The sequence below is a fragment of the Arthrobacter sp. PsM3 genome, from assembly GCF_030433895.1.
Classification (GTDB): Bacteria; Actinomycetota; Actinomycetes; order Actinomycetales; family Micrococcaceae; genus Arthrobacter.
Genome location: NZ_JARUXE010000029.1, coordinates 58,550 through 65,882 on the forward strand (window position 1 = coordinate 58,550; position 7,333 = coordinate 65,882).

Genomic DNA, 7,333 nt, shown 5'->3' on the forward strand with positions numbered 1-7,333 from the left:
CCGGTGTTTTAACCGCATTACAATCATCTTGGGCCTCTTTGGAGTCCCGGGGAACAGCACTGAGGAGATCCACGTGGCCAGCTTTGTAGACCGGGTAGTACTGCACGTATCCGGCGGTACCGGCGGTCACGGTTGTGTCTCCGTTCACCGCGAGAAGTTCAAGCCGCTCGGCGGTCCCGACGGCGGCAACGGCGGCAACGGCGGCGACGTCATCCTGCGCGTCGACCCCCAGACGACCACCCTGCTGGACTACCACCACGCCCCGCACCGCCACGCCACCAACGGCGGTCCCGGCATGGGCGACTGGCGCGCGGGCAAACACGGCGAAACGCTGATCCTCCCGGTCCCCGTCGGCACCGTCGTCAAGTCCAAGTCCGGCGAAGTCCTCGCCGACCTCGTGACCGAAGGCGCCGAATACGTGGCGGCTGCCGGCGGCATCGGCGGCCTCGGCAACGCCTCGCTCTCCTCGCAGAAGCGCCGTGCCCCGGGCTTCGCGTTGCTCGGCATCGAAGGCGAGTCCAGCGACGTCGTCCTGGAACTGAAGTCCATCGCGGACATCGCCCTCGTCGGCTTCCCGTCCGCCGGCAAGTCCAGCCTCATCGCCGCGATGTCGGCCGCGCGGCCCAAGATCGCCGACTACCCCTTCACCACCCTCATCCCGAACCTCGGCGTCGTCCAGGCCGGCGACGTCCGGTTCACCATCGCCGACGTGCCGGGCCTGATCGAAGGCGCCAGCGAAGGCAAGGGCCTCGGCCACCACTTCCTGCGCCACGTCGAACGCTGCGCCGCCCTGGTGCACGTGCTGGACTGCGGCACGCTTGAATCGGACCGCGACCCGCTCTCGGACCTCGCCATCATCGAAGCCGAACTCGAGAAGTACGCGGTGGACATGAGCTACAGCGGAACCGACGGCGAAGTCGTACCGCTGAACCACCGCCCCCGCCTGGTCGCCCTGAACAAGGTGGACCTGCCCGACGGCAAGGACATGGCCGAGTTCGTCCGGCCCGAACTCGAAGCCCGCGGCTACAAGGTCTTCGAGATCTCCGCCACCAGCCACGAGGGCCTCCGCCAGCTCGGCTTCGCCATGGGAGAAATCGTCCAGGCCGCCCGCGACGCCCTCGCCGCCGCGCCGCCGAAGGTGCACGCCCCGATCCTGAAGCCGCGCGCCGTGAACGAATCCGGCTTCAAGATCCGCCGTGAAGAGAAGAACCTCGAACCGTTGTTCCGCGTCCTGGGCGAGAAGCCCGTGCGCTGGGTCAAGCAGACCGACTTCACCAACGAGGAAGCGATCGGCTACCTCGCCGACCGCCTCGCCAAGCTGGGCGTCGAAAACGAACTCTTCAAGCAGGGTGCCGTGCCGGGCGACACGGTCGTCATCGGCGAGGACGACGGCGTCGTCTTCGACTGGGAGCCGACCATGATGGCCGGAGCCGAACTGCTGGCCGCACCGCGCGGCACCGACGTGCGCTTCGCCGACATCGGCGACCGCCCCACCCGCGGACAGAAGCGCGACGAGCAGGTCGAACGCCGCGAGGCTAAGGCCGCTGCCCGGGCCGAGCTCGAAGCCGAGCGCAAGGCCGGGATCTGGACCGAATCCGTCAGCGGGCGCCGGCCCAAGCCGCTCAAGGAGAGCGCGCTGGGCGAAGAAAATGAGGAGTGAACCCGCAGACGTGAGTGCTAGTTCCGCAGTACTGATCGAGGAACCCGCCGACGACAGGAGCGTGCTGGCCAGGGCGCGCCGCATCGTGGTCAAGGTTGGATCCTCGTCGCTTACCAGCATCAAGGGCGGCATCTCCGAAGAAGCGCTCATCGCACTGTCGGATGCCCTTGCCGTCAAGAGCAATGCCGGCATGGAAATCATCCTGGTGTCCTCGGGTGCCATCGCCGCCGGACTGGCGCCGTTGGGACTGGCCAAGCGTCCCCGGGACCTGGCCACCCAGCAGGCCGCCGCAAGCGTGGGTCAGGGCCTCCTGATGGCCCGGTACACCCAGGCGTTCGGAGCCCACGGCGTCACAGTCAGCCAGGTCCTGCTCACGGCCGACGACCTCATGAGGCGCAGCCACCATACCAACGCGTTCCGCGCCCTGAACAGGCTGCTTAATCTCGGCGTGGTCCCGGTGGTCAATGAAAACGACACCGTCGCCACGCACAAGATCCGCTTCGGCGACAACGATCGGCTCTCGGCCCTTGTGGCCCATCTGGTCCGCGCCGATGCCCTGGTGCTGTTGTCTGACGTCGATTCGCTCTACGATGGCCCGCCGTCGAAGGGCGCCAAGCGGATTCCCCGGGTGGACGGCCCCGAGGACCTCGAAGGTGTCTCCATCGGCGCGCCGGGCAAGGCGGGAGTCGGAACCGGCGGAATGCAGACCAAAGTCGAGGCGGCCATCATGGCGGCCGACTCCGGTATCCCCGCGATGGTCACGTCGACAGCCAACGTGTCAGCGGCCCTGGCCGGCGAGGACGTCGGGACGTGGTTCACCGTGAACGGGGCTCGCAAGCCGGTGCGGATGATGTGGCTCGCCCACCTCGCACACGTGCAGGGCCGGCTGGTCCTCGACGACGGCGCCGTCAGGGCCGTGCGCGACCGCCACACCTCGCTGCTCCCGGCCGGGATCTCGGCGGTGGAAGGCAATTTTGAAGCAGGGGACGCCGTGGAAATGGTTGCCGCGGACGGCACCGTCATAGCGCGCGGTCTCGTCAACTATTCCGCGGCCGAGTTGCCGCAGATGCTGGGCCGCTCCACGGTGGAACTCGGTGAGTCGCTGGGACGTGGATTTGACCGTGAGGTTGTTCATGTAGACGATCTGGTGCTGGTTTAGCAGGCGTGCCCGCCTAGACTTGAAGGATGACTGAGGCACTGATTCCCCAAGCTCCTGAGACTCCCAACGATGCCAGGCAGGCAGCGCCGATGCCCGAGCTGAAGAATATGGGTCCTTCAACCGCCGACGTCGAAGCTGCCGTCCACGCCATCGCCGACCGCTCCCGCCAGGCCGCCCGCAGTATGTCCCGCGCCAACCGGGCCTGGAAGGACCGCGGGCTCCGCGCCATCGCGGCCGCGCTGCTGGAGCGCAAGGCCCAGATACTGGCGGCCAATTCCACCGACGTCGCCGCCGGGAAGACCAACGGCACGTCCGCGGCCATGCTGGACCGGCTCACCCTCACGGAGAACCGCATCCAGGGCCTCGCAGCCGCCCTGGAAAACCTCGCCAACCTGCCCGATCCGGTCGGCAACGTCGTGCGTGGCCAGACGCTCCCCAACGGGCTGCGGCTGCGCCAGATCAACGTGCCCCTGGGCGTCGTCGCCGCCATCTACGAGGCGCGCCCCAACGTGACCGTCGATATCGCCGGACTCGGCCTGAAGAGCGGCAATGCTGTCATCCTGCGCGGCGGGACCGCGGCTGCCGCCACCAACGCGGCCCTCGTCGCCGTGCTCCGGGACGCCCTCGAATCAGTGGGCCTGCCCGCCGACGCCGTGCAGAGCGTCGACCAGTACGGCCGCGAAGGCGCCAACGCCCTGATGCGCGCCCGTGGACGGGTCGACGTCCTGATTCCCCGCGGCGGCCGGGACCTGATCCAGTCCGTCGTGACCAACGCCAAGGTTCCCGTGATCGAGACCGGCGAGGGCAACGTTCACATCTTCCTGGACGCCTCGGCCGATGAGCACATGGCCGTGGAAATCCTGCTGAACGCCAAGACCCAGCGGCCCAGTGTCTGCAATACCGTCGAGACCCTGCTGGTCCACTCCGCGTCGACCGTGCTGCCGGCCGTCGCTACGGCCCTGCGCGCCGCCGGCGTCACCTTGCACGTCGACGCACGGATCCGCGCCGCGCTCCCGGCCTCGGTCGATTCGGTGCCCGCCACCGACCAGGACTGGGCCACCGAATACATGGACCTGGACCTCGCCGTGGCAATGGTGGACAGCCTGGATGACGCCGTCAGGCACATCCGTACCTGGTCCACCGGCCACACCGAAGCCATCCTGACCAATGACCTCGGCAACGCCGAACGCTTCATCGCGGAGATTGATTCGGCCGCCGTGATCGTCAACGCCTCCACCCGGTTCACCGACGGCGGCGAACTCGGCCTGGGCGCCGAGGTGGGCATTTCGACCCAGAAGCTGCACGCCCGCGGTCCCATGGGGTTGACGGAACTGACCACCACCAAGTGGATCGTCCAGGGCGAAGGCCAGATCAGGTCCTAGCAACGCTGTAACATGGAACAGAAGTCCGGAACGGCGGGGTTACCTGCCGTCGTCAAATTTTGAACTCACTAGGGGAGAACATGCTGTCGCAGCAGATCGCCACAATCGTCGCCGCCGCCGCCGGCGGAACAGGCCACGAGGAACTCGCACCGATTATTGCGCCGCCGTTCGCCATTGGCGGCATTATGTTCGCGCTCCTCATGGTCCTGCTGTTCATCACGCTGTCCTACTCCAACCTGGGCAAGCGCCACGCAGCCGTCGAGGAGCACGCGGACCCGCACCGCCAGCACCCGAACAAGCACGATCACGGCCAAGGGCACTAATATTTCCGCCATCGGGAAGCAGCGCGGCGCCCAGCGCCGCCTGCGTCTGGGTGTGATGGGTGGCACGTTCGATCCCATCCACCACGGCCACCTTGTCGCGGCCAGCGAGGTCGCGTCCAAGTTCAACTTGGACGAAGTGGTCTTCGTGCCAACGGGCCAGCCCTGGCAGAAGATGAGCAAAAAGGTCAGCGAGGCGGAGCACCGCTACCTAATGACCGTGATCGCTACGGCCTCGAACCCCCGGTTCACCGTCAGCAGGGTGGACGTGGACCGGCCCGGGCCGACGTACACCATTGATACCCTCCGGGACCTGCACACGCTGCGTCCGGACGCGGACCTGTTCTTCATCACCGGCGCCGACGCCCTGGCGCAGATCCTGTCCTGGAAGGACATCGACGAGCTGTGGTCCCTCGCGCACTTCGTCGGCGTCACCCGGCCCGGCCACGTCCTGGACGGGATGGGCCGCAAGGACGTCAGCCTGCTCGAAGTTCCCGCCATGGCGATCTCCTCCACCGACTGCCGCACCCGGGTGGCCGCCGGGAACCCCGTTTGGTACCTCGTCCCCGACGGCGTGGTCCAGTACATCGCCAAATACGGACTTTACGGCGCTGACCCGGCCGGCAGTGACCCGAACGGCGGGGACACTTCCGCCGGCAATGGCGCCGCACGCTATGACCGCAGCACCGAGTTAGTCCAACCCGCCAGCACCGAATGAGTTTGCAATGAGTCAGGAACAGCCACCAATCCGCAGCCGTCGCGAACTGCGACAGGCCAGAGATGAACGTCTGGAAGCGAACCAGCAGACCGGTACCCCGGGTACCGGTGCGGTTCGCCCTGCCGTGAATGACCCTGTCTCGAATCACACCGCCTCGACAGACACCGCCTCGACAGACACCGCCTCGACAGACCCTGCCGGGCCCGCCGCGGTTGGGAAAAATCCCGTCAACCAGGCCCCCGCCAAGGCGGCTCCCGCCGGCACGCCGCCCGCCGGCACGGTGGACCCCGGCGAGCCCACCGAAGCCGAGGTGACCGGCCGCCGCCGGATTCCCGGCCCAGCGGACGCCATCCGCAGCACCCCCGGCTCCGAGCGGTCCTCGCAGGTCCGGGCCCGGGACCGCGCCACCCTGCGCACCATCAAGGAGCTCGCCGAAAAAGAAGGCAATCTCGCCGGCGGCGGGCCCCTCACCCGGCGCCAGCTCCGGCTGCTGCAGCTGGCCGCCGAAACGGCCCCGGCAACCTCCGCCAATCTGATCGTTCCCGCCTCGCCGCGGACCCGTGCCACTCCGGTCGTTCCCCGGCCCGGCAAGGGCCCGGCTGCGCAGCAGGGCGTTGCGCCCGGTGCCGCTGCCAGCGCCAAAGCCCCCGAACAGAAGGCCGACGGCGCCCCCGCCGGATCAGCCGGCCAGGGTCCCGAGGGCATGACCGTGGAACAGGCGCTGGCCGCCCGGGAACTCCTGGCCCAGCAGGCCAAGAACCAGCTGGCCAAGATGGACCACATCACGGCGGCAGATCCCGACGCCGTCGATCCGGACGTGCTCGCGGAGCAGATCGCCCTGGCCGAGCGGGCCGCCGTGCTGAACCGCCGGGCCGCCGCCAAGCAGAAGCTCGCCGAGCAGAACAGCAAGCCTGAACCAGCACGGAATGATCCGACCACCGCCAACAACCTGGCCATGGTCACCCCCCTGGAATTCGTCCAGGTCCCAGGCGTGGAGCGGCCCGTCATGAAGCGCCCTGCCACGTCCCACGTTCCGGTGGTCACCAGTTCGGCTCCCCGGGTTGATCCGCCCCGGAAGTCCGGCAAGCGCCGTCCGGCGTCGTCCCGCCAGCGGGGTGCCGGCCCCACGGCCGGCCGCGCCGAAGTGTTGGCCCGCGCCGAGGCCGCCGCACTTGGCGCGTCAGCGATGCCCGCAGCGGCGAACCCCGCCCCGGCCCGGTCCGAAGAAGACTTCGCCGGCAGGGCACCCGTCGCGGCGAATGCCGCGTACGGCCTCGAACCCCTGGACGCGGCCACCGCCGGCCTCGGCAGGGCACGCCGTCTCCGCATGGTGCAGCTGGCGGTACTGGCCCTTGGCCTGATTGCACTGATCGCCGGTATCACGCTGATCATCACCGGCCTCTCCGGCTAGCTGGCCACGTTCGGGCCGCTGCCCTGGCACACGGCCTCTCCACGCATTTCCACACACACAAGCTTTTTCACCCCAACAAGGAGTCCCGTGACTGCAACAGAATCATCCATCGCCACAGCCCGCCACGCCGCCCGAGCCGCCGCGGAGAAACTCGCCGAGGACATCATCGCCATGGACGTCAGCGAGCGTCTGGCGCTGGCCGACATCTTCCTGATCGCGTCGGCACCGTCCGAGCGCCAGGTCAACGCCATCGTCGACGGCATCGAGGAGGAACTCTCCAAGTTCGAACTCAAGCCGATCCGCCGCGAAGGGCGCTCCGGCGGCCGCTGGGTCCTGCTCGACTACGGCGACATCGTCATCCACGTCCAGCACGAGGAAGACCGGGTCTTCTACGCGCTGGAGCGCCTCTGGAAGGACTGCCCCGTCGTGGACCTCCAGCTCGGGGACGACACATCGGCGAAGGCATCGGCTGCAGCCGAGTCGGAGTAACAGCCGGGAGTCAAAAGCGGAATATGCCCGATTTGGAATTTTCCGAAAGGCTGTTCTAAGATATTTGAGTTGCTTCGGAGAGATCCGGACAAAGAGCCGGAGCCGAAAGCGTTAGCTGGAGGGTTCGGAGCAACGAAAATTCGGGGCTGTGGCGCAGCTGGTAGCGCACCTGCATGGCATGCAGGGGGTCAGGG

Annotated in this window: 7 protein-coding genes; all 7 read left to right on the forward strand. The window is 67.9% G+C overall.

Features of this window, described 5'->3' with window-relative positions:
- The first annotated feature begins 73 nt into the window (after positions 1 to 73).
- Positions 74 to 1,660: a GTPase ObgE gene (obgE, locus tag QCD75_RS15670; protein ID WP_301230200.1), complete on the forward strand. Its 1,587-nt coding sequence runs from the start codon at positions 74 to 76 to the stop codon at positions 1,658 to 1,660.
- Entirely contained in the window at positions 1,650 to 2,819 is a 1,170-nt protein-coding gene (gene proB, locus QCD75_RS15675) for a glutamate 5-kinase (protein ID WP_301230202.1), read from the forward strand. The genes obgE and proB overlap by 11 nt, the downstream gene beginning before the upstream one ends.
- Positions 2,820 to 2,845: 26 nt before the next feature.
- Entirely contained in the window at positions 2,846 to 4,201 is a 1,356-nt protein-coding gene (locus QCD75_RS15680; protein ID WP_441005497.1) for a glutamate-5-semialdehyde dehydrogenase, read from the forward strand.
- An 80-nt stretch (positions 4,202 to 4,281) separates the two neighbouring features.
- Positions 4,282 to 4,524: a hypothetical protein gene (locus QCD75_RS15685; protein ID WP_301230204.1), complete on the forward strand. Its 243-nt coding sequence runs from the start codon at positions 4,282 to 4,284 to the stop codon at positions 4,522 to 4,524.
- Positions 4,525 to 4,579: 55 nt separating this feature from the next.
- Complete coding sequence (gene nadD, locus QCD75_RS15690) at positions 4,580 to 5,239, forward strand: nicotinate-nucleotide adenylyltransferase (RefSeq protein WP_441005499.1); 660 nt, start codon at positions 4,580 to 4,582, stop codon at positions 5,237 to 5,239.
- 7 nt (positions 5,240 to 5,246) lie between these two features.
- Positions 5,247 to 6,650: a hypothetical protein gene (locus tag QCD75_RS15695; protein ID WP_441005498.1), complete on the forward strand. Its 1,404-nt coding sequence runs from the start codon at positions 5,247 to 5,249 to the stop codon at positions 6,648 to 6,650.
- 87 nt (positions 6,651 to 6,737) lie between these two features.
- The gene (gene rsfS, locus QCD75_RS15700) at positions 6,738 to 7,139 is read left to right on the forward strand and encodes a ribosome silencing factor (RefSeq protein ID WP_301230208.1); all 402 of its coding nucleotides are present in this window, start codon (positions 6,738 to 6,740) and stop codon (positions 7,137 to 7,139) included.
- The last annotated feature ends 194 nt before the right edge of the window (positions 7,140 to 7,333 follow it).

Excerpts from the sequence above, each read along its gene's own strand:
- proB (WP_301230202.1), top strand. The coding sequence starts at position 1,650 with ATGAGGAGTGAACCCGCAGACGTGAGTGCTAGTTCCGCAGTACTGATC.
- QCD75_RS15680 (WP_441005497.1), top strand. The coding sequence starts at position 2,846 with ATGACTGAGGCACTGATTCCCCAAGCTCCTGAGACTCCCAACGATGCC.
- QCD75_RS15685 (WP_301230204.1), top strand. The coding sequence starts at position 4,282 with ATGCTGTCGCAGCAGATCGCCACAATCGTCGCCGCCGCCGCCGGCGGA.
- nadD (WP_441005499.1), top strand. The coding sequence starts at position 4,580 with ATGGGTGGCACGTTCGATCCCATCCACCACGGCCACCTTGTCGCGGCC.
- QCD75_RS15695 (WP_441005498.1), top strand. The coding sequence starts at position 5,247 with ATGAGTCAGGAACAGCCACCAATCCGCAGCCGTCGCGAACTGCGACAG.